Annotated in this window: 15 protein-coding genes; 7 read left to right on the top strand and 8 right to left on the bottom strand. The window is 72.6% G+C overall.

What is annotated here, in order from left to right; all coding sequences use genetic code 11:
* The 4 genes from B086_RS0116640 to B086_RS0116655 all read right to left on the bottom strand — a co-directional run bounded on the left by B086_RS0116640 (position 1) and on the right by B086_RS0116655 (position 5690).
* Positions 1-933: a branched-chain amino acid ABC transporter permease gene (locus B086_RS0116640; RefSeq protein WP_018567557.1), complete on the bottom strand. Its 933-nt coding sequence runs from the start codon at positions 931-933 to the stop codon at positions 1-3.
* Between the two features lie 109 nt (positions 934-1042).
* On the bottom strand, positions 1043-2272 hold the full coding sequence (locus tag B086_RS0116645) for a branched-chain amino acid ABC transporter substrate-binding protein (protein ID WP_018567558.1): 1230 nt from the start codon (positions 2270-2272) through the stop codon (positions 1043-1045).
* 593 nt (positions 2273-2865) lie between these two features.
* Entirely contained in the window at positions 2866-3360 is a 495-nt protein-coding gene (locus B086_RS0116650; protein ID WP_018567559.1) for a PaaI family thioesterase, read from the bottom strand.
* Between the two features lie 50 nt (positions 3361-3410).
* Entirely contained in the window at positions 3411-5690 is a 2280-nt protein-coding gene (locus tag B086_RS0116655) for an FdhF/YdeP family oxidoreductase (RefSeq protein WP_018567560.1), read from the bottom strand.
* A 298-nt stretch (positions 5691-5988) separates the two neighbouring features.
* On the opposite strand from B086_RS0116655, the gene polA reads away from it, so the two are divergent.
* Positions 5989-8715 carry a DNA polymerase I gene (polA, locus tag B086_RS0116660; protein ID WP_018567561.1) on the top strand — a complete coding sequence of 909 codons (2727 nt, stop codon included), beginning with the start codon at positions 5989-5991 and terminating at the stop codon, positions 8713-8715.
* Positions 8716-8932: 217 nt separating this feature from the next.
* Entirely contained in the window at positions 8933-9469 is a 537-nt protein-coding gene (locus B086_RS45470; protein ID WP_234029321.1) for a hypothetical protein, read from the top strand.
* A 161-nt stretch (positions 9470-9630) separates the two neighbouring features.
* On the opposite strand, the gene B086_RS0116670 is transcribed toward B086_RS45470, so the two are convergent.
* Positions 9631-10560 carry a DUF4184 family protein gene (locus B086_RS0116670; protein WP_018567562.1) on the bottom strand — a complete coding sequence of 310 codons (930 nt, stop codon included), beginning with the start codon at positions 10558-10560 and terminating at the stop codon, positions 9631-9633.
* Between the two features lie 297 nt (positions 10561-10857).
* Here B086_RS0116670 and B086_RS0116675 point away from each other — a divergent pair, with 297 nt between their 5' ends.
* Entirely contained in the window at positions 10858-12708 is a 1851-nt protein-coding gene (locus tag B086_RS0116675) for a lytic transglycosylase domain-containing protein (RefSeq protein WP_026252494.1), read from the top strand.
* Positions 12709-12805: 97 nt separating this feature from the next.
* Here the strand turns inward: B086_RS0116675 and hrpB are convergent, their stop codons facing one another.
* Positions 12806-15334: an ATP-dependent helicase HrpB gene (gene hrpB, locus B086_RS0116680; RefSeq protein ID WP_018567564.1), complete on the bottom strand. Its 2529-nt coding sequence runs from the start codon at positions 15332-15334 to the stop codon at positions 12806-12808.
* Between the two features lie 85 nt (positions 15335-15419).
* Positions 15420-16376, bottom strand: coding sequence for a class I SAM-dependent methyltransferase (locus B086_RS0116685; protein ID WP_018567565.1), 957 nt, complete (start codon positions 16374-16376; stop codon positions 15420-15422).
* Positions 16377-16602: 226 nt separating this feature from the next.
* Here B086_RS0116685 and rpsA point away from each other — a divergent pair, with 226 nt between their 5' ends.
* Positions 16603-18105 carry a 30S ribosomal protein S1 gene (rpsA, locus tag B086_RS0116690; RefSeq protein ID WP_018567566.1) on the top strand — a complete coding sequence of 501 codons (1503 nt, stop codon included), beginning with the start codon at positions 16603-16605 and terminating at the stop codon, positions 18103-18105.
* Between the two features lie 118 nt (positions 18106-18223).
* Here the strand turns inward: rpsA and B086_RS0116695 are convergent, their stop codons facing one another.
* A complete protein-coding gene (locus B086_RS0116695) occupies positions 18224-19198 on the bottom strand; it encodes a right-handed parallel beta-helix repeat-containing protein (protein ID WP_037873582.1) in 975 nt (324 codons plus the stop codon).
* 247 nt (positions 19199-19445) lie between these two features.
* Here B086_RS0116695 and B086_RS0116700 point away from each other — a divergent pair, with 247 nt between their 5' ends.
* From B086_RS0116700 to B086_RS0116710, 3 genes are all read left to right on the top strand, one after another.
* Complete coding sequence (locus tag B086_RS0116700) at positions 19446-20384, top strand: PAC2 family protein (RefSeq protein WP_026252497.1); 939 nt, start codon at positions 19446-19448, stop codon at positions 20382-20384.
* Positions 20385-20440: 56 nt separating this feature from the next.
* On the top strand, positions 20441-21061 hold the full coding sequence (gene coaE, locus B086_RS0116705; protein ID WP_018567569.1) for a dephospho-CoA kinase: 621 nt from the start codon (positions 20441-20443) through the stop codon (positions 21059-21061).
* 88 nt (positions 21062-21149) lie between these two features.
* Complete coding sequence (locus tag B086_RS0116710) at positions 21150-21530, top strand: tetratricopeptide repeat protein (RefSeq protein ID WP_018567570.1); 381 nt, start codon at positions 21150-21152, stop codon at positions 21528-21530.
* The last annotated feature ends 16 nt before the right edge of the window (positions 21531-21546 follow it).

The raw sequence follows: 21546 nt of genomic DNA on the forward strand, positions 1-21546 counted from the left end.
TCACGCCCTGTCCGCGACGCGTTCGCCGAGCAGGCCCTGTGGCCTGAAGAGGAGGACGAGGATGAGCAGGACGAAGGCCCATACGGAGGCCCAGCCCTGGCCGCCGAACTGGTCCATGCCGGGGATGTCGGCGATGTAGGCGGTGGCGAGTCCTTCGGCGAGGCCGAGGACGATGCCGCCGAGCATGGCGCCGTAGATGTTGCCGATGCCGCCGAGGACGGCGGCGGTGAAGGCCTTGAGTCCGGCGACGAAGCCCATGTCGTAGTTGACGCTGCCGACGCGGAAGCCCCAGGCGATGCCGGCGACGGCGGCGAAGAAGCCGCCGATGGCGAAGGCGATGACGATGATGCGGTTGGTGTCGATGCCCATGAGCTGGGCGGTGTCCGGGTCCTGGGCGGTGGCCTGCATGGCGCGGCCGGTGCGGGAGGTGCGGACGAAGAAGGCGAGGGCGCCCATGCAGAGGGGGGCGGCTATGAGGACGAAGAGTTCACCGGACTGGATCTTGAGGCTGTCGGTGATGTTGAACGGGCCGCCGGGCAGCTGGGGGAATTTGCGGGCGTTGTCGGCGTGCGGGTACCAGTTGAAGACGGCCTGCTGGAGGGCGAGGGAGAGGCCGATGGCGGTGATGAGGGGGGCGAGGCGTGGGGCGCCTCTGAGCGGCCGGTAGGCGAATCGTTCCGCTCCCACCGCGATGAGCACGGCCACCAGGCCGCCGCCGATCAGCATGAGGGGGAGGGCGATCCACATGGATGTGCCGTCGGGCAGGACGAGATAGACGGAGAGGGCGCCGAAGCCGCCGGTCATGAAGATCTCGCCGTGGGCGAAGTTGATGAGCTGGACGATGCCGTACACCATCGTGTAGCCGATGGCGATCAGCCCGTACATCGAGCCGAGAATCAGCCCGTTGGCCAGCTGTTGCGGCAGGGTGTGCACCGCAAGGCCTCCATGTGGGTGCGGAGAGTGACGGGGGAGAGAGGTCGGGCCGCGCGGTGACGGGTCGTCGTGGCCGCGCGGCCCTGGTGTCGTCCGTACTGAAGCTGGATCAGCTTGCGTTGTACGTACCGGTCTTGACGGACTTCCACGCACCGTTGGTGACTTGGTACAGGGTGAGCTGCTTGTTCTTGGTGTCGCCGTACTGGTCGAAGCCGACCGGTCCTGCGATGCCCTCGAAGTCGATCTTCTGGAGCTGGTCGACGACCTGCTGGCGGGCGTCGGAGGGGACCTTGCCGTCCTTCACGACGTTGCCGACGGCCTTGATGATGGCGGTGGCGGCGTCGTAGGAGTAGCCGCCGTAGGTGCCGTAGTCGCCCTTGTAGCCACCGGACTTGTACTTGTCGATGAACTCCTTGGCGGCGGGCAGGGTGTCGACGGGGACGCCGACGGAGGTGACGAAGTCGCCCTCGGCCGCCTTGCCGGCGGTCTGGATGTAGGTCGGGGTGAACATGCCGTCGCCGCCCATCAGCGGGATCTTGGCACCGGCGTCCTTGAGCTGCTTGGTGAGGACCTGCGACTCGTCGTACTGGCCGCCGTAGTAGAGGAGTTCGGCGCCCGAGTTCTTGATCTTGGTGACGAGGGTGGAGAAGTCCTTGTCACCGACGTTGATGTGGTCGGTGCCGGCGACGGTGCCGCCCTGCTCCTTGAACTTCTTGCCGAAGATCCCGGCCAGACCCGCTCCGTAGGTCTGCTTGTCGTCGACGACGAAGACCTTCTTCTTCTTGAGGGTCTTGAAGACGTAGTCGGCCGCGAAGCCGCCCTGCACCTCGTCGGTGATGGCGGTGCGGAAGTACGTCTTGAAGGGGCGGACCTTGTTGCCGGAGACCCAGTCCTTGCCCTGCGTCAGCTCGGGCGCGGTGTTGGACGGGGAGATCTCGGCCAGGTTGGCGGAGGCGAAGACCTTCTGCATGGTCTGCGCGACACCGGAGTTGAGCGGGCCGACGACGCCGAGGACGTCCTTGTTGGCGACCAGCTGGGAGGCGTTCTGCTGGCCGGTCGGCGGCAGGGCCTTGTCGTCGAGGGCGACGACCTTGAAGGTGACGCCGGGGACGAGCTTCTTCTCGTTGGCGTCCTTGACCGCGATCTCGACGCCGGACTGGATGCCGAGGCCGGTGGCGGAGTTCTGTCCCGTCAGCGGGGCGTCGACACCGATGACGACCGTGGTGCCGCCCTTGTCGTCGCCGCCCTTGTCGTCGCCTCCGCGGGAGCCGCACGCGGTGAGGGCCAGAGCTCCGGTCGTGAGGACGGAGGTGAGTATCACCAGGGAACGCTGTCGCACAATCAGTCCTTTCCGCAGGCATGTCCGCCCGGTGTGGGGGTGGCACAGGCCGCGCTGGTACCGAACTCCCGGTGGAGCGGTGACTGGCCGTGACTCTAAGCCTGGGGTGTGGCCATGGGCATGGTGGTGGACTGGCTTGTGACTTTCTTGTTATGCCGTTCCGGTTCAGGGGCTTCTCGGAAGGTCGCTCTCGGCCGGTTTGGTGGAATTCCCGTCCGGTCCGCATTCTGAGAATGCGCACTTCCGGTTGGCCGTCGGCGGGGCGGCGGCGGAGCGGGCCGCGAGCGCGCCGCGAGGCCCCGGAAAGATCATGCCGGGGGGTGTCCGCGAAGAGGAATCAGAGCCTTCGTATTGCTTCTGTGTTACGCAGTGTTACGCAGAAAAATGGAAGATCGCATTCAGCGACGGCCGGGAAGGCATGAATACGGATATCTGGAGTGCGATACGCCGGGATGTCCCGCCCTGCGCGGTAAACGGCGCGTTGGGGCTGATGGGGCCGGTGGTGTTCGTGATGCACGTGGTGCGTCACGGTGTCCGGGAATGCCGCAGGGGGCGGCCCGGCACGCGACCGGACCGCCCCCTGCCCGCGCGGGTCAGTTTGTGGCGGCGGCCCGTGCGCCGTCCGCGCCCGCCGGCCGCGCCTCGCGCAGCAGACAGGTGAGCCGCGCGCTGCACACCCGCCGCCCCTGCTCGTCACTGATCACGATCTCGTACGTGGCCGTCGAGCGTCCCCGGTGCAGCGGCGTGGCCACACCGGTGACCGCGCCCGAACGCGCCCCGCGGTGATGCGTGCAGTTCAGGTCGACCCCCACGGCGATCCTGGAACTGCCGCCGTGCAGCATCGCGCCCACCGAGCCCAGGGTCTCGGCGAGGACGGCGGAGGCGCCGCCGTGCAGCAGCCCGTACGGCTGGGTGTTGCCCTCCACCGGCATGGTGCCGACGACACGCTCGGCCGACGCCTCGGTGATCCGCACGCCCATCCGGTTCCCGAGGTCGCCGGCGGAGAACAGGGCGGGCAGGTCGATGCCGAGGGCGGCGTACTCGTCGATGACCTCCTGAGGGAACTTCACGTGCTGCTGCTCGCCCATGGGCCCGGCTCCGTTCGTCGTCGGTCGGCACTACGCCACTGAGCGGACGCTCAGTCGGTCGCCGATTGTTCCAGACGCACCACGACGGACTTGCTGGCCGGGGTGTTGCTGGTGTCCGCGGTGGCGTCCAGGGGCACCAGGACGTTCGTCTCCGGGTAGTACGAGGCCGCGCAGCCGCGCGCGGTCGGGTAGTGCACCACCCGGAAGCCGCTCGCCCGCCGCTCCACACCGTCCTTCCACTCGCCGACCAGGTCGACGTACGAGCCGTCGGCCACCCCGAGCCGCCGCGCGTCCTCGGGGTGGACGAGCACCACCCGGCGGCCGTTCCGGATGCCCCGGTAGCGGTCGTCCAGGCCGTAGATCGTGGTGTTGTACTGGTCGTGCGAGCGCAGCGTCTGGAGCAGCAGCCGCCCCTCGGGCAACTCGGGGAACTCCACCGGGGCGGCCGTGAAGTTGGCCTTGCCGGTCGCGGTCGGGAAGCGGCGCTCGTCGCGCGGGGCGTGCGGCAACGCGAAGCCGCCGGGGCGGGCCACGCGCGCGTTGAAGTCCTCGAAGCCGGGGACCACCCGCGCGATCCGGTCGCGGATCGCGCCGTAGTCCCGCTCGAACTCCTCCCACGGCACCACGCTGTCCTCGCCCAGCACCCGACGGGCCAGCCGGGACACGATGGCCGGCTCCGACAGCAGCACCGGGCTCGCGGGCGCCAGCCGGCCCCGGGAGGCGTGCACCATGCCCATCGAGTCCTCGACGGTGACGAACTGCTCGCCGCCGCCCCGCACATCGCGCTCGGTGCGGCCGAGCGTGGGCAGGATCAGGGCGCGCGCGCCCGTGACGACGTGCGAGCGGTTGAGCTTGGTCGACACGTGCACGGTCAGCCGGGCCCGGCGCATGGCCGCCTCGGTGACCTCGGTGTCGGGCGAGGCGGAGACGAAGTTGCCGCCCATGGCGAAGAACACCTTCGCCTCGCCGTCGCGCAGGGCGCGGATCGCCCGGACGACGTCGTAGCCGTGCTCGCGCGGCGGCGCGAAGCCGAACTCCTTCTCCAGGGCGTCCAGGAAGGCCGGGGCGGGACGCTCGAAGATGCCCATCGTGCGGTCGCCCTGCACGTTGGAGTGGCCGCGCACCGGGCACACGCCCGCGCCCGTGCGCCCGATGTTGCCGCGCAGCAGCAGGAAGTTGACCACCTCGCGGATGGTCGGCACCGAGTGCTTGTGCTGGGTCAGGCCCATCGCCCAGCACACGATGACGCGCCGGGAGGCGAGCACCATGTCCAGGGCGCGCTCGATCTCCGCGCGACCGAGGCCGGTCGCGGCGAGCGTCCGGTCCCAGTCGGCGGCGCGGGCGGCGGCCGCGAACTCCTCGTAGCCGTGCGTGTGCTCGCGGACGAACAGCTCGTCCACGGCGCCCGGGGTCTCAAGGATCAGCCGGTTGAGGAGGCGGAAGAGCGCCTGGTCGCCGCCGATGCGGATCTGGAGGAACAGATCCGTGAGCGCGGCACCGGCGGCCAGGCCCTTCGGTGTCTGCGGGTTCTTGAAGCGCTCCAGACCGGCCTCGGGCAGCGGATTGACGCTGATGATCTTCGCGCCGTTCGCCTTGGCCTTCTCCAGCGCGGAGAGCATGCGCGGATGGTTCGTCCCCGGATTCTGGCCGGCCACGATGATCAGATCGGCCTGGTGGAGGTCCTCCAGCAGGACGCTGCCCTTGCCGACGCCGATCGTCTCCGACAGGGCCGAACCGGACGACTCGTGGCACATGTTCGAGCAGTCGGGCAGGTTGTTGGTGCCCAGCTCCCGCGCGAACAGCTGGTAGAGGAACGCGGCCTCGTTGCTGGTGCGGCCGGAGGTGTAGAAGACGGCCTCGTCGGGGGAGGAGAGCGCGGCGATCTCCTCGGCGACGATGCCGAAGGCGCGCTCCCAGGTGACCGGCTCGTAGTGGTCGGCGCCCTCCGGCAGATACATGGGGTGGGTCAGCCGCCCCTGCTGCCCCAGCCAGTAGCCGCTGCGGCCGGCCAGGTCCGACACGGGGTGGGCGGCGAAGAACTCCGGGGTGACCCGGCGCAGGGTCGCCTCCTCGGCGACCGCCTTCGCGCCGTTCTCGCAGAACTCCGCCGTGTGCCGGTGCTCCGGCTCGGGCCAGGCGCAGCCCGGACAGTCGAAGCCGTCCTTCTGGTTGACCCGCAGCAGGGTCAGCGCGGTGCGCTTGACTCCCATCTGCTGCCGGGCCATGCGCAGCGAGTGCCGGACGGCGGGCAGTCCCGCCGCCGCGTGCTCGGGCCCGTCCACCTGCGGCGCGTCCTGGACCGGATCACCCTTGGGCGGCTTGGTGGCCATCGGACGCTCTCCTTCGACTGGCGACTGCGTGGGTGCTGCCTGTGCTGCCTGTGCTGCCGGTACTGCCTGTGCTGCGCCGGTGCTGCTTTCCCCGGCCGGTGCCGCGAGATCGCGCCCCGGGCCCCGGACCGGACCCTCTCCGATCCTCGCACGAGGCGGTGACAATGCCGCCGGCCGGGGAGCAGCGCGGACCGGGGGCCGGGTGCGGGGGCCGGGTGCCGGGGCCGTCGGGGTCCTGGCGGCCGGGCACAGCGCGGGTGGCGTCCGGCTGTCAGTGGCACGTGGCAGGATCGGGGACGTGGCAGAGACAGCATCGAAGAAGACCGAGACCGACCCCGGCGGCACCCGTCCGCGGCTGATGCTCATGGACGGGCACTCGCTGGCCTACCGCGCGTTCTTCGCGCTGCCCGCGGAGAACTTCACCACCGCGACGGGCCAGCCGACGAACGCGATCTACGGCTTCGCGTCGATGCTGGCCAACACCCTGCGTGACGAGGCGCCCACGCACTTCGCGGTGGCGTTCGACGTCTCCCGCAAGACCTGGCGCTCCGAGGAGTTCACGGAGTACAAGGCGAACCGCTCCAAGACCCCCGACGAGTTCAAGGGGCAGGTGGAGCTGATCGGCGAGCTGCTCGACGCGATGCACGCCTCCCGCTTCGCCGTCGAGGGGTTCGAGGCGGACGACATCATCGCCACCCTCGCCACCCAGGCCGAGGCCGCGGGCTTCGACGTGCTGATCGTCACCGGCGACCGCGACTCCTTCCAGCTGGTCTCCGAGCACACCACCGTGCTCTACCCCACCAAGGGCGTCTCCGAGCTGACCCGGTTCACCCCGGAGAAGGTCTTCGAGAAGTACGGATTGACGCCCGCCCAGTACCCCGACTTCGCGGCGCTGCGCGGCGACCCCTCGGACAACCTGCCGGGCATCCCGGGCGTGGGCGAGAAGACGGCCGCGAAGTGGATCAACCAGTTCGGCTCGTTCGCCGAGCTGGTCGAGCGCGTCGAGGAGGTCAAGGGCAAGGCCGGGCAGAATCTGCGCGACCACCTGGAGGCCGTCAAGCTCAACCGCCGCCTCACCGAGCTGGAGCGCGGCGTCGAGCTGCCGAAGGGCGTCGCCGAGCTGGCCAGGGCCGCCTACGACCGCAAGGCCGTCGCGATGGTCCTGGACACCCTGGAGATCCGCAACCCGTCGCTGCGCGAGCGGCTCTTCGCCGTCGACCCGGGCGCCGAGGAGGCCGAGACCACGCCGGTCGCGACGGAGGGCGTGGAGCTGGACGGCGCGGTGCTGGGCACCGGCGAGCTGGCCGGCTGGCTGGCCGAGCACGGCGGCCGGACCCTGGGCGTCGCCACGGTCGACACCTGGGCGCTGGGCACCGGCTCGGTGGCCGAGGTCGCGCTGGCCGCCGACGGCGGGGCCGCCGCCTGGTTCGACCCGACGCAGCTCGACGAGGCCGACGAGCAGGCGTTCGCGGGCTGGCTGGCCGACACGGGCCGGACCAAGGTGTTCCACAACGCCAAGGGCGCCATGCGGGTCTTCGCCGAGCACGGCTGGAGCGTCGCGGGCGTCGCCATGGACACCGCGCTCGCCGCCTATCTGGTGAAGCCAGGACGCCGCTCCTTCGACCTGGACGCGCTGTCCCTGGAGTACCTGCATCGCGAGCTGGCACCGGCCGCTGCGGCCGACGGCCAGCTCGCCTTCGGCGCGGACGACGCCGCCGAGGCCGAGGCCCTGATGATCCAGGCCCGTGCCGTCCTCGACCTCGGCACGGCCTTCGGGGACCGCCTCCAGGAGGTCGGCGCCGCGGACCTGCTGCGCGACATGGAGCTGCCCACCTCCGCACTGCTCGCCCGCATGGAGCGGCACGGCATCGCCGCCGACCGCACCCATCTGGAGGCGATGGAGCAGACCTTCGCCGGCGCGGTGCAGCAGGCCGTGAAGGAGGCGCACGCCGCGGCCGGGCACGAGTTCAACCTCGGCTCGCCCAAGCAGCTCCAGGAGGTCCTCTTCGGCGAGCTGGCCCTGCCGAAGACCAAGAAGACCAAGACCGGCTACACCACCGACGCCGACGCCCTGGCCTGGCTGGCGGGCCAGACGGACAACGAGCTGCCGGTGATCATGCTCCGCCACCGCGAGCAGGCCAAGCTCCGGGTGACCGTCGAGGGCCTGATCAAGACGGTCGCCGCGGACGGCCGCATCCACACCACCTTCAACCAGACGGTCGCCGCGACCGGCCGCCTCTCCTCGACCGACCCGAACCTCCAGAACATCCCCGTGCGCACCGACGAGGGCCGGGCCATCCGCCGCGGCTTCGTGGTCGGCGAGGGCTTCGAGTCGCTGATGACCGCCGACTACAGCCAGATCGAGCTGCGCGTCATGGCCCATCTGTCCGAGGACGCGGGCCTGATCGAGGCGTTCACCTCCGGTGAGGATCTGCACACCACCGCGGCCTCGCAGGTCTTCGCCGTCGAGCGCTCGGCGGTGGACGCGGAGATGCGCCGCAAGATCAAGGCCATGTCCTACGGTCTGGCGTACGGCCTGTCGGCCTTCGGCCTCTCCCAGCAGCTGAACATCGAGGCGGGCGAGGCCCGCGCCCTGATGGACGCCTACTTCGAGCGGTTCGGCGGCGTACGGGACTATCTGCACCGGGTGGTGGACGAGGCCCGCGCCACCGGCTACACCGAGACTCTGTTCGGCCGCCGCCGCTACCTCCCCGACCTCAACAGCGACAACCGCCAGCGCCGCGAGATGGCCGAGCGGATGGCCCTCAACGCGCCGATCCAGGGCACGGCGGCCGACATCGTCAAGATCGCCATGCTGCATGTGGACCGGGCGCTGGCCGAGGCCGGGCTGAGGTCCCGGATGCTGCTTCAGGTCCACGACGAGATCGTGCTGGAGATCGCCCCCGGCGAGCGCGCGGCCGTGGAGGAGATCGTCCGCCGCGAGATGGCCGGCGCGGTCCGGCTCAGGGCGCCCCTGGACGTCTCGGTGGGCGTGGGGCCGGACTGGGAGTCCGCGGCGCACTGACGGCCGCCGGGCCCCGCGTACGGCCCGGCCGGGACGGGTCCGGCGGACGGCTTCATGAGCCGTCCACCGGACCCGTCCGCGTGCGCCGCCGGGCCGCCCGGTCGCCGGGTCGACCGGAGACGCCCGGACCTGCCGTGACCTGCGGCGACTGCGTGTACATCACTCACGTGGCCCCCGCGAAGACGCACCGGCCATCCTCGCCCGACAGGATCTGGGCATGGGTATACGCATGCTCAACCACCGGCCGGCGGTATCCCAGACAGCCGTCGGCGCGGCCCCGGCCGCGTCGCCCCCGCCGGTTCCGGCCCTCGCGTCGACCGCGAGCACCGCCCGCGTCCCGACCGACCTCGCGGTCACCCTCCGGCGGGCCGCGTGGGACCTGCGCCGCCGGTTCACCCCCGGCGCGCGGCTTCCCTGGCGGCTGTGGGCGGATCTGACGCGTGGCTACGCGGCGCTCCTGCTCGCCCGGGTGCCGCGCCCCGTCCCCACCCGCACCCTCACCGTCTTCGTCGCGGCCTCCCCGGCCGTGCCCCGCCGCCCGAGCGGCCCGGCACCACGCGAGGCCCGCCCCGACCGCCCCGACCGCCGGGACCGTAAGAACCGCCCGGACCGTACGGACCGTACAGACCGTACAGACCGCAGGGACCGTCCCGACCGCCCGGCTCGTCCCGATCGCACGGACCGCCCGTCGCCTCACCCGTCCCCGCAGGACCACCAGAGCCGCCGCAACGGTCCGGGCCACGGCGACCGGTAGCCGGGCCGGGACAGCCTTCGGAAGGCACTGAGCGGCGGTGACCGCCCGGGACCGAGACCGGAACCAGGCCGGAACCAGGCCGGAACCAGGCCGGAACCAGGCCGGAACCAGGCCGGAACCAGGCCGGAACCAGGGCCCGGCTCCCCGAAGGCCGGGCCGCCTCACCGAATCCGTAGGCCGCCGTCCTGCCGACGCCCGCCGTCGTCTCCCGCACCCGGCTGGGGCCGGCCCACGCCCTCACCCCCGCCGCTGCTCCCCACGCCCGCGCCCCCGCCCTCGGCGGCGACCCTGTGCCGGTGGCGCACCCGCACCACCACCGCGTACGCCGTCACCCCCGCCACCAGCCCGGCGCCCGCGCCGAAGCACACGGTGGGGATCAGGTCGAACAGGCCCCCGCCCCTCCCGTCCCCGGCCCGCGACCGGGCGACCCGCTGCACCGTCCCGGCCGCCGCGCAGCCGCCGATCAGGGCCAGGCCCCACCACCGGTCCCGGGTCGGCAGCACCGGAACCCCGGCCCCGGCGGGCTCGACGGCCACCGCCCGCCGCAGCGCGTGGACGACGAATCCGGTGATCGCGAGCGCCGCCACCGCCGAGCCGCCGTACTGGAGGTACCGGTGGCCCGGCGCGCCCCAGACCCGGTGGTCCAGCACCGGGAACACCCGTACGCCCCACCGGTCGTGGTGGGTGAAGGCGTCCCAGACCACATGGGTCAGCGCGCCCACGGCCGCGGAGAGGTACCAGCGCGCCACCGAGGAGGGCTCCACGCGCGCGCGTGGAGCACCGCACCGCAGCAGTGCCGCGGGCCGCCCCTGGACACTCCGGGGGAGCAGCGCCACCAGGGGCTCACGGGCCAGGAGCCACAGCCCGGCCAGGAGCCAGGCCGTCGCCACGTCCACCGTCACGACGCCCGGCAGGGAGTGGGTGAAGGCGCCGAACCCCATCGCCGAGGGCAGCGCGTTCGCCGCGTAGTAGGTCGCGTCCGGTGCGGAGGAACCCGCGACGAGCACCACCGGCACCAGCCGCCACCGGCCCGTGCCGTCCCCGCGCACCGCGGGCAGGACGGCGGCCGCGTGGCTCGGAGTGAACGGCAACGGAACCTCGCACAAGGCGTGTTGACCGGACCGGGCGGCCCGGATGACCGACACGTCCAGTATGCGGGAGGGAGAACCGGACACGTCGGTTCCGCGTCCTCGTGCGGCCGAAGGTGGCCAACCGGAGCAAACCGGGCACGAACCGCTCCCGACACAAAGGAAGTTGTCGTAGGGTCACCTGGGTCGTGCATCCGGAAGGCTCCACAAGGGCAACCAGTACCGCGGGTCAACCGTCACAACAGGGCGAACACACAGGAACAGAGGGACGCTCGGGCGTTCACGGGAGGGGTTCACTCCATGGCGGCGCATTTCGGCAGGAGGCTGTACAAAGGGGCGGCGACCACCGCTGTGGCCGCGGTCGCGGTCGCGGCGCTCTCCGCTTCGGAGGCTCCCGGTGTGACGGCCGGCGACGACGGCAGACAGGCGGCGGCCGGTGCGTCCTCCGCCCCCGACACCCCCGCGGGCGCCGGTGACACCGCGACCGGTGACACGCAGTACTACACGGACCTGCCGCCGCTGAAGAGCCCCGAGCCCGCCACCGGCACCGGTACCGGCACGGGGAGCGGCACCTCCGCCGTCGGCGGCCCGGCCGAGGCGGGCATACCCGCCACCGTGCTCGACGCCTACAAGAAGGCCGAGTCCGAGCTACGGACCGCCAAGCCCGGCTGCAACCTGCCCTGGCAACTGCTCGCCGCGATCGGCCGGGTCGAGTCCGGCCAGGCCCGCGGCGGCCAGGTGGACGCGCAGGGCACGACGCTCACCCCGATCCTCGGTCCCGTCCTCAACGGCAGCGGCTTCGCGCACATCAGCGACACCGACCACGGCGTCTACGACGGGGACAGCACCTACGACCGCGCGGTCGGCCCCATGCAGTTCATCCCCTCCACCTGGGCATGGGCGGGCCGGGACGGCAACGGTGACGGCAAGAAGGACCCCAACAACATTTACGACGCCGCCCTGGCCACCGCGCACTACCTGTGCCGCAACGGCTGGGACCTGTCGGACCAGGCGGACCTGAACAGCGCGATCCTCAGCTACAACCACTCGCAGGAGTACCTGAACACCGTCCTGTCCTGGCTGGAGTACTACCGCAAGGGCACCCACTCCGTGCCGGACGGCACCGGCCAGCTGCCGAGCCACAGCAGCGGCGGCGGCACCCCCGGCACGCACCCCGGAACCTCGCCCACGGTCCCCTGGCAGCCGACCGCGCCGACGACCGGCCCCGGGAAGTCCGGCACGCCGGGCACACCGGCCGAGCCGGGCAAGCCGAGCACCCCGAGCAAGCCCGGCAAGCCGGGCGGCGGCTCCCCGACCGAGCCGCCCACCAAGCCGCCGACGCCCCCCACCAAGCCCCCCACGCCCACCGACACCGTGGACCACCTGAAGGACGCGGACGCGGGCACGGGCGAGCTGACGGCGCGGGCCGGTGACACCTTCGCGCGGAAGATCGGCGCCCGCGCCGAGACCAAGGCCGGCAAGGCGGTCGCCAAGGTCAGGATCCGGTTCGTGATCAACGGTGACACCGACGCCGCCTTCGCGGGGGGCGAGAAGGCCGCCACGGTCGTCACCGACGCCTCCGGTCTGGCCGTCGCACCCGCGCTCCAGGCCGGTGAGAAGACGGGCTCCTTCACCGTGCGGGCCCTGCTGGTGGGCCGTACGGTCTCCGCCGTCGACTACCGGGCCACGGTCACCGCGCGCGCCGCCGACAAGCTCGTCCGCACCGGCGACACACCGCTGCTCTGCACGCCCGGCGGCACCTTCGCCGACCAGGTCGAGGTCAAGGCCACCTACAAGGGCGCCGTCGCGGACCGGGTCGCGGCCACCGCCACCCTGGTCACGTCCGCCGAGGACGGCACCGAGAACGACAAGGGCCCCTACTTCAAGGGCGACGACGACAAGCCCGTACGCACCCTGAAGGACCTCACGACCGACGGCAAGGGCCTGATCAAACTGCCCAAGCTGTACGCGGACGACACCACCGGCACCTTCCTGCTCCGCATCACCACCACCGGTGGCGCGACCCTGACCGTGGAGCTGAAGGTCGCGGCGGACGGCACCGCCGAACCGTCACCGGACCCGTCCGGGTCCCCGTCCACGTCCCCCTCCCCGTCCGGATCCCCGTCGGCATCTCCGTCCACCGGCTCGTAGGCCGCCCGGCGGCACCGGCACAGCGCCGGGGCGCCCGCTCCCGCACCCGCGCGGGAGCGGGCGCCCCGGCGCGTGCGGCCCCGGACCGGCCGCCGGGTCAGCGCCGCAGCCGGGCGTTGGTGTGCCGGGTCGGCTCGGCGGCCGCCGGGTCCTCGGGCCAGGGGTGCTTCGGATACCGCCCGCGCAGCTCAGCCCGTACGCCCTTGTAGCCGTCCCGCCACAAGGACGCGAGGTCGGCGGTGACGGCGACGGGACGGCCGGCGGGGGAGAGCAGGTGCACGAGGACCGGCACCCCGGCCACGGCGGGCGAGGCGTCCAGCCCGAACATCTCCTGGAGCTTCACCGCGAGCACCGGCCGCTCGGGATCGCCGTAGTCGACCCGGACGGCCGACCCGCTGGGCACGGTGATCCGCTCCGGGGCCAGTTCGTCCAGGCGGGCCGCCTCCCCCGAGGCCCACGGCAGCAGCCGGGACAGCGCCTGCCCGGCGTCGATCCGCGCGAGGTCCGCGCGGCGGCGGGCGCGGCCGAGTTCCGGCTCCAGCCACTCCTCCACGCGCGCGTGCAGGGCGTCGTCGCCCACATCGGGCCAGGGCGCGCCGAGCCGCCGGTGCAGGAAGGCGAGCCGCCGCCGCAGCGCCTCGGCCCCCGGCGACCAGCGCAGCAGCCCCCAGCCCTCCTGGCGCAGTCCCTGGAGCAGCGCCTCGCGCACGAGCGCGGGATCGGGGTCGGAGAGGGGACGCGCCCTCAGTTCCACCGCCCCCAGCCGTTCGACGCGCCGCGCGACGACGTCCCCGCCGGTCCAGCCGACCTCCTCCCGCTCCTCGTGCAGCGCCCCGGCCGCCCACCGGGCGGTGTCCTCGTCGACGGCCGCGGCGAGCTGCACGCGCGCGTGCCCCCGGCCCAGCGGCCGGTCGGCGACCGCGACGGCGAGCCACGGCGACCCGCGCAGCGCGGACCCCTCGGCCGGCTCCGCCCGGGTGCCGGAGACCATCAGGTACGAACCGCCGTCCAGCCGCGCCACCCGCTCGGGGAAGGCCAGCGCGGCGACCAGCCCGGCCACGTCCTCCTCCCGGCGCCCGCCGGAGGACTCCGCGGCTCGTCCTTCCGGGGCGGGCGCCGCGGACCCCTTCGCCGCGGCCCGCAGCCGCCGCACCTCCGTGCGCCACCGCCCCGCGTACGGGTCGCCGCCGCGCCGGGCGGCGCGCAGCGCGGCCGCGAGATCGTCGCCGTACTCCCGGGGCACCTCCTCGCTGAGCAGCGCGACCACCTCCGCGGCCCGCTCGGCCGCACCACCGGCGCCCGCGTCGAGCAGGGCCCGTCCGAGCCGGGGATGCACGCCGAGCCGGGCCAGCCGCGCACCGCGCTCCGTGGCGCGCCCGTCCGGACCGACCGCGCCCACGGCGGTCAGGACCTCCCGCGCCGCCGCCATCGCCCCGGCGGGCGGCGGATCGAGCAGGGCGAGCCCGGAGGCGTCCGGGTCGCCCCAGCAGGCCGCCTGAAGAGCGAACGCGGTGAGGTCGGCCACCTTGATCTCCGGCGCCGGGAACCGCGGCAGGCGGCCGTCCTCGGCCTCGGTCCAGCACCGGTACACCGTGCCCGGCGCCTCCCGCCCGGCCCGGCCCGCCCGCTGCCGTCCGGCCGCCTGCGAGGCCCGTACCGTCGTCAGCGCGCTCAGCCCGCGCGCGTGGTCCACCCGCGGCTCCCGGGCGAGCCCCGCGTCCACCACGACCCTGACGCCGGGCACCGTCAGCGAGGACTCCGCGACCGACGTGGCGAGCACCACCCGCCGCCGCGTCCCGGGCGCCAGCACCGCGTCCTGCACGGCCGCCGGGGCCCGTCCGTGCACCTGGAGCACGTCCGTGCCCGCCAGATCCCCGAGCGCGCCCGCCACCCGGGCGATCTCGCCCGCGCCCGGCAGGAAGCACAGCACGTCACCGGTCCGCTCGGCCAGCGCCCGCCGCACCACCGAGCCCACGTGCGCGAGCAGCGCGGGATCCACCCGCATGCCGTGCGGCGGCCGCACCGGGCGCGCGGGCGGCGCCCACACCACCTCCACCGGGTACGACACGCCGGCCGCCTCGACCACCGGTGCCCCGCCCAGCAGCCGCGCCCAGCCCCCGGCGTCCGTGGTCGCCGAAGCGGCCACGAGCCGCAGCTCCGGCCGCAGCGCCTCCCGTACGTCGCACAGGAACGCGGCGGCCGTGTCCGCGTCCAGATGCCGCTCGTGGCACTCGTCGAGGACCACCGCGTCCGTACCGGCCAGTTCCTGGTCGCGCTGGAGGCGCTGGAGCAGCACACCGGTGGTGACGACCTCCACGCGCGTGCGCGGCCCGACGACGCGTTCCCCGCGGACGGTGTGGCCGATGCTCTCGCCGGGCCGTTCGCCCAGCAGCCAGGCCATCCGCCGGGCCGCGGCGCGCGCCGCGATCCGCCGCGGCTCGGCCACGACCACCCGCCGGGCCGGGCCCCCGCCGGTCAGCCCGGCCAGGGCGAGCGGCACCAGCGTGGTCTTGCCGGTGCCGGGCGGGGCCACCAGGACGGCACTGCCGTGCCCGTCGAGCGCGTCGTTCAGGGCGGGGAGGGCCGCGCGCACGGGAAGCGCGGCCAGGGCGTCGTCACGGATCACGCCCCCAGTGTCGTACGGGTACGGGAACGCCCTCCACGCGCGCGTGGAGGGCGGACGGGAATCGGGGTCCGTGTCCGGGCCGGGGTCAGTCCCGCTCGCAGACGAAGATCGCCGTCCCCGGGATGAGGTGCCCGCGCAGCGGGGACCAGCCGCCCCACTCGGAGGTGTTCCAGTCGGGCCACTCCGGTTCGACCAGGTCCACCAGGCGGAACCCGGACGTGACCACGTCGCGGACCCGGTCGCCCAGGGTGCGGTGGTGCTCGACGTAGACCGCGCCGCCCTCCTCGTCCTGCTCCACGTAGGGCGTGCGGTCGAAGTAGGAGGCGGACACCGACAGACCCTCCGGGCCGGGCTCGTCGGCGAACGCCCACCGGACGGGGTGCGTCACCGAGAAGACGAACCGCCCGCCCGGCCGCAGCACCCGGCGCACCTCCCGCAGCACCAGCCGCGGGTCGGCGACGAAGGGCAGCGCCCCGTACGCCGAGCAGGCCAGGTCGAACGAGCCGTCCGCGAAGGGGAGCACGGCGGCGTCCGCGCACACCAGGGGGAACGGTCCGCCGATGCGCAGCGCGTGCTGGAGCTGGCGGTGGGAGAGGTCGAGGGCGACCGGACGCGCGCCCTGTCCGGCCAGCCAGCGCGAGCACTGGGCCGCGCCGGCGCCGATCTCCAGGACGTCCCTGCCCTTCAGGTCCTCGGGCGGACCGAGGAGTTCCGCCTCCACCTCGTCCAGCCCCTCCGGACACCACACGAAGCGCTCGTCGCCGAGGAACGTGCCGTGCTCGACCTGGTACTCGTCGGCGTTCCGGTCCCACCAGCCGCGGTTGGCGCGGGCGCTCTCGGCGACACCGGCCGCGCGTCGGGTGGCCTCGGGCTCGCACAGTTCGGACTCTTGGATGATCGGCTCCCTCGTACTAGTCTGCGGGCTCTTCCGTGCGCCCCCGTGGCGCGCGCCGCCGAGGGCGTTCCGGTGCCGGTACGACCCCGGAGGACGGTTCCTGTGCCGGGAATGCGGTGTTCGCCCCGGGTGTGCGACTTCGCGCATTGACCCTGCCCGGCTGCCCCCGTATGCTACAAGTTGCGCTGCGGGCCTGCGCGCCTCAGACGGAGCAGGCTGCGCTCGCATCTGTTGTATGTCCCCTCGGTTCTCGAGGCGCCACCAGCGGTTTTGTGTGGCGCTTCCTTGGCTGTCCGGCTTCGGCAGAGCGAAACGGGCTCCCGGCGTAAGCAGTACCTACGACTTCAATGTCCGTACCGGAGCCCTTTCCCACATGACGAGCAGCACCGAGACCACCGCCACCACCCCGCAGGTAGCGGTCAACGACATCGGTAACGAGGAAGCATTCCTCGCCGCGATCGACGAGACGATCAAGTACTTCAACGACGGCGACATCGTCGACGGCGTCATCGTGAAGGTCGACCGGGACGAGGTCCTGCTCGACATCGGTTACAAGACCGAAGGTGTCATCCCGAGCCGCGAGCTCTCGATCAAGCACGACGTCGACCCGAACGAGGTCGTCGCCGTCGGTGACGAGATCGAGGCCCTTGTTCTCCAGAAGGAGGACAAGGAAGGCCGCCTGATCCTCTCGAAGAAGCGCGCCCAGTACGAGCGTGCCTGGGGCACCATCGAGAAGATCAAGGAAGAGGACGGCATCGTCACCGGTACCGTCATCGAGGTCGTCAAGGGTGGTCTCATCCTCGACATCGGCCTCCGCGGCTTCCTCCCGGCCTCCCTGGTCGAGATGCGCCGCGTCCGCGACCTCCAGCCCTACGTGGGCAAGGAGCTCGAGGCGAAGATCATCGAGCTGGACAAGAACCGCAACAACGTGGTCCTGTCCCGCCGTGCCTGGCTGGAGCAGACCCAGTCCGAGGTCCGCCAGACGTTCCTCACGACCCTCCAGAAGGGTCAGGTCCGCTCCGGCGTGGTCTCCTCGATCGTCAACTTCGGTGCCTTCGTGGACCTGGGTGGCGTCGACGGTCTGGTCCACGTCTCCGAGCTGTCCTGGAAGCACATCGACCACCCCTCCGAGGTCGTCGAGGTCGGCCAGGAGGTCACGGTCGAGGTCCTGGACGTCGACATGGACCGCGAGCGCGTCTCCCTGTCGCTGAAGGCGACCCAGGAAGACCCGTGGCAGCAGTTCGCCCGCACCCACCAGATCGGCCAGGTCGTGCCCGGCAAGGTCACGAAGCTGGTGCCGTTCGGTGCGTTCGTCCGCGTGGACGAGGGCATCGAGGGTCTGGTCCACATCTCCGAGCTGGCCGAGCGCCACGTGGAGATCCCGGAGCAGGTCGTCCAGGTCAACGACGAGATCTTCGTCAAGGTCATCGACATCGACCTCGAGCGCCGTCGCATCAGCCTCTCGCTGAAGCAGGCCAACGAGTCCTTCGGTGCCGACCCGTCGGCGGTCGAGTTCGACCCGACCCTGTACGGCATGGCCGCGTCCTACGACGACCAGGGCAACTACATCTACCCCGAGGGCTTCGACCCCGAGACCAACGACTGGCTCGAGGGCTACGAGAAGCAGCGCGAGGAGTGGGAGCGCCAGTACGCCGAGGCGCAGACGCGCTTCGAGCAGCACCAGGCGCAGGTCATCAAGTCCCGCGAGGCGGACGAGAAGGCCGCTGCCGAGGGTGGCGACACCGCGGGTGGGGCTCCGGCCGCGTCCGGCGGTGGCGGCTCGTACTCCTCCGAGGGCGGCGACACCTCCGGTGCGCTGGCTTCGGACGAGGCGCTGGCTGCCCTGCGCGAGAAGCTGGCCGGCGGCCAGAGCTGACCGCTCGCCGTCAGGCACCCGCAGTAGCGCACGACCGCGGCCCGTACCCCCTGTGTGGAGGTACGGGCCGCGGCCTTGTGTGCGCGGAGAACCGGCCGGTGCCCGGCGGTGCCCGTCCTCAGGGCGTCGGCGTCACCTCGATGTTCGTCAGGCCCTTCCCGCCAGTCACCGTGTTGCTGTCGTAGACGGTGGTCGGGCAGCTCGCGCTCCGGCCGGTGACGTCGACGGCCAGCCGGGTCGAGCCGGTCGCACCCGTCAGGGTCGACCTGTTGCCACGGAACACGGTGCCGCAGCCCCAGCCGGACTGCTGGGTGTGGGTCTGGTAGCCGTCGTTCGTGGTACGGGTACCGGTGTTGTCCTGGACCAGGACGCCGTTGCCCTTCACATCGACCCAGGAGTCGTCGTAGTTGGCTCCGGTGAGGCCGCTGCCGTCGAACGTGTTCCCGACGATCCGGGCGCCGGTGGTGCCCTCCTTGATGTCGACGTTCTCGCCCCCGACACCGGGCCCGATGGTGTTGCCCAGGATCTGGATGTTGTCGCTGCGGTCCGAGAGCGTGTTGGCGGTGCCGACGTAGACGCCCTCGCCCATGCCCCGCCCGTCGTGCCCGGTGTCGTAGATCCGGGAGTTCCGGATGACGCCGTCCGTGCTGGAGTTCCGGAAGTGGACGCCCTCCATGTCGAGGTCGTGCACGGTCACACCGTCCACGATCACGCCCCGCGCAGCGTCGATCATGATGCCCTTCTGGCCGCCGGTGACGGTCAGCCCGCTGACCGTCCAGTACGACGCGCCGTTCAGGTGCAGCCCGTAGCCGCCGCCCGCGGTGAGCACGGCCCCGGCCGAGCCGGTCAGGGTGATGCGGGCGCCGGACGTGGCCGCGCGGGTGGCCTTGAAGTTGCCGGTGTACGTGCCGTCGGCGAGGTGGATCGTGTCGCCCGGGGCCGCCGCGGACAGCGCCGTCTTCAGCTGGGCCGCGGTGGAGACCTCGACCACCGGGGCGGCCGCCCGCGCGCCCGGGGCGCCGAGGAGCGGGGCGGCGAGGGCCGCGGTGACGGTGAGCAGGGAGGTGAGCAACGTGCGGGAACGTCGGCGCATGGGGGAGCCTTCCTGTGGTCACGAAGACGGGCGGGTGCGGGCGGTACCGAGCAGCGCGGGTTCGCGTACCTGAACCGAGGGCGGTCACATGAACCGCGGACCGCTCCGGGACCGTAAGAGAGAGGCATGAGCGCGTCAAGAGTGCCGGTGTGGCGCGCCTGGAGTCGCGCGACGGCACGCGGCGGCGGGGAATGCCCGCGCCCCGCTCCTCGTTGTGAACCGATGAACACGAGGAGGGGCGATCACAGTGCTTGATCCGCAGGGTTTGTACACATGGGAGCCGAAGGGCCTGGCGGTCGTCGACATGGCGCTCGCGCAGGAGTCGGCCGGCCTGGTCATGCTCTACCACTTCGACGGCTACATCGACGCGGGGGAGACCGGCGACCTGATCGCCGGCGGGCTGCTCGACTCCCTGCCCCACCAGGTCGTGGCCCGCTTCGACCACGACCGGCTCGTGGACTACCGCGCCCGCCGGCCGCTGCTGACCTTCAAGCGCGACCGCTGGAGCGCGTACGAGGAGCCCTCCATCGAGGTGCGCCTCGTCCAGGACGCCACCGGCGCGCCGTTCCTGCTGCTGTCCGGTCCGGAGCCGGACGTCGAGTGGGAGCGCTTCGCGGCGGCCGTGCGGGAGATCGTGGAGCGGCTGGGCGTACGCCTCGCCGTGTCCTTCCACGGCATCCCCATGGGCGTCCCGCACACCCGCCCGGTCGGCCTGACCCCGCACGGCAACCGCAGCGACCTCGTCCCCGGCCACCGCAGCCCCTTCGAGGAGGCCGAGGTGCCCGGCAGCGCCGCCGCCCTGCTGGAGTACCGGCTCATGGAGGCCGGGCACGACGTCCTGGGCGTCGCCGCGCACGTCCCGCACTACATCGCCCGCTCCCCGTACCCGGACGCGGCCCTGACCGTGCTGGAGGCCATCACGGCCGCCACCGGGCTGGTCCTGCCGGGCCTCGCCCACTCCCTGCGCAACGACGCCCACCGCACCCAGACCGAGATCGACCGGCAGATCCGGGAGGGCGACGAGGAGCTGACCTCCCTGGTCCAGGGCCTTGAGCACCAGTACGACGCGGCCGCCGGAGCGGAGACCCGCGGCAACATGCTCGCCGAGCCCGTGGAGATCCCCTCGGCGGACGAGATCGGCCGGGAGTTCGAACGGTTCCTGGCCGAACGGGAGGGCGAGAACTGACCGCCCCCGCCGGGCCCGGCGCCCGCGCCGCCCGCGCCAGGCCCTAAGCTGCCGCCATGCTGAAGGTGGGCCTGACCGGGGGCATCGGAGCCGGTAAGAGCGAGGTGTCACGGCTGCTCGTGGAGTGCGGGGCGGTGCTGATCGACGCCGACCACATCGCGCGCGAGGTGGTCGCCCCGGGCACACCGGGACTGGCCGCCGTGGCCGACGCCTTCGGCCCCGCGGTGCTCGCCGCCGACGGCAGTCTGGACCGCCCCCGGCTGGGTGCCGTGGTCTTCGCCGACCCGGAGCGGCTCGCGGTCCTCAACGCGATCGTGCACCCCCTGGTGGGGGCCCGCTCGCGCGAACTGGAGGAGGCCGCCGCCGAGGACGCCGTCGTCGTCCACGACGTCCCGCTCCTCACCGAGAACGGCCTGGCCCCCCTCTACGACCTCGTGATCGTGGTGGACGCCCGCCCCGAGACCCAGCTCGACCGGCTCGTACGGCTGCGCGGCATGACCGAGGAGGACGCCCGCGCGCGCATGGCCGCACAGGCGACGCGCGAACAGCGCCTGGAGATCGCCGACATCGTCATCGACAACGACGTACCGCTGGAACGGTTGCAGGACCGGGTGCGCGAGGTCTGGGCGCAGCTGACCGACAGGGCGCACAGCGCACCGGCCGGCGACCGGGAGTAGCCCGCGCGCCCCCGCACGGCCCGCGTCCGCCGGAATACGGTTGCCCGGTCGGGGCGTTGGACCCTTCCAGCAAGGGAAGGACTCAGCCGTGCCCGAGACCAGCGGTTCCCCCGGACGTACTCCGGAGACGCATGTCATCGACTTCCGCGCCGCCGAACACCTGCTCGCCGCGCGGGATCCACGGGGCGCGGTGAAGCTGCTCGACGGCGTCATCGCCGCGCACCCCGAGAACACGGCCGCCCGGCTGCTGCGCGCCCGCGCCTTCTTCGCCGCCGCGCAACTGAGACCGGCCGAGCTGGAGTTCACCATCGTCCTGGAGCGGGAGCCGGACAACGCGTACGCGCACTTCGCGCTCGCCCGCACCTACGAGCGGCAGGGCCGTCCCGACCAGGCCAAGCGCCACTTCCGGCTGGCCGCCGCGCTGGACCCCAACCCGGAGTACCTGCAACGGGCCAAGTTCGACACCTGATCCGACAGTCCGCTTC

Source organism: Streptomyces sp. PsTaAH-124, from assembly GCF_000373685.1.
Taxonomy (GTDB): Bacteria; Actinomycetota; Actinomycetes; order Streptomycetales; family Streptomycetaceae; genus Streptomyces; species Streptomyces andamanensis.

Excerpts from the sequence above, each read along its gene's own strand:
- B086_RS0116650 (WP_018567559.1), bottom strand. The coding sequence starts at position 3,360 with ATGGGCGAGCAGCAGCACGTGAAGTTCCCTCAGGAGGTCATCGACGAG.
- B086_RS0116655 (WP_018567560.1), bottom strand. The coding sequence starts at position 5,690 with ATGGCCACCAAGCCGCCCAAGGGTGATCCGGTCCAGGACGCGCCGCAG.
- B086_RS45470 (WP_234029321.1), top strand. The coding sequence starts at position 8,933 with ATGGGTATACGCATGCTCAACCACCGGCCGGCGGTATCCCAGACAGCC.
- B086_RS0116675 (WP_026252494.1), top strand. The coding sequence starts at position 10,858 with ATGGCGGCGCATTTCGGCAGGAGGCTGTACAAAGGGGCGGCGACCACC.
- B086_RS0116685 (WP_018567565.1), bottom strand. The coding sequence starts at position 16,376 with ATGCGCGAAGTCGCACACCCGGGGCGAACACCGCATTCCCGGCACAGG.
- rpsA (WP_018567566.1), top strand. The coding sequence starts at position 16,603 with ATGACGAGCAGCACCGAGACCACCGCCACCACCCCGCAGGTAGCGGTC.
- B086_RS0116695 (WP_037873582.1), bottom strand. The coding sequence starts at position 19,198 with ATGCGCCGACGTTCCCGCACGTTGCTCACCTCCCTGCTCACCGTCACC.
- coaE (WP_018567569.1), top strand. The coding sequence starts at position 20,441 with ATGCTGAAGGTGGGCCTGACCGGGGGCATCGGAGCCGGTAAGAGCGAG.